General features: G+C 68.0%; 1 protein-coding gene. It reads left to right on the forward strand.

Annotated elements, in window-relative coordinates:
* The coding region (locus CN311_RS15585) for a magnesium chelatase subunit ChlI family protein (RefSeq protein ID WP_133117183.1) at positions 1–539 on the forward strand (539 nt) is incomplete at its 5' end.
* Between the last annotated feature and the right edge of the window lie 168 nt (positions 540–707).

Consider the following 707-nt stretch of genomic DNA (forward strand, 5'->3'; position numbering starts at 1 on the left):
TCACCTATCCGGCGCGCATCCAGCTGGTCGCAGCGATGAATCCGTGCCGCTGCGGCATGGCCGGCGAGCCCGGCTATCGCTGCCTGCGCGGGGACCGCTGCCGCACCGACTACCAGGCGCGCATCTCCGGCCCGCTGCTCGACCGCATCGATTTGCGCATCGAAGTGCCGGCGGTCTCGGCCGGCGATCTGATCCGGCCCGACCGGGCGGAGAAAAGCGCCGATGTGGCGTTGCGGGTGGCGCGCGCCCGCACCCTCCAGCGCGAGCGTTTCGAACGGCTTGGCGTTACCTCGGCCACCACCAACGCGCATTGCTCGCCTTCGGTCATCGAGGAGATCGCCATGCCGGATGCAGCGGGCCTGTCGCTGCTCAAGGACGCCAGCGAAAAGCTCGGCTTTTCCGCGCGGGCCTATCACCGCGTGCTGAAGGTCGCGAGAACGCTGGCCGATCTCGACGCCAGCGAGACGGTCGGGCGGATTCATCTGGCCGAGGCGATCTCCTACCGGATGAGCTCGGAGCGGATGGCGCAGGCAGCCTGACGTTTCCCTCCCCCTTGAGGGGAGGGTGGCCGCGAAAGCGGCCGGGTGGGGTCCTGCGTGAAGTGCGCCAACGCCCATTCTGACTATGCGCCTCGGGAAGACCACAGCAACGCCATCGCGTCGTTTTGAAATTCAGAAACGCCGAGGGTCACCTCGGCGACCCCACCC

It is taken from the genome of Mesorhizobium sanjuanii (genome assembly GCF_002529485.1).
Lineage (GTDB): Bacteria > Pseudomonadota > Alphaproteobacteria > Rhizobiales > Rhizobiaceae > Mesorhizobium > Mesorhizobium sanjuanii.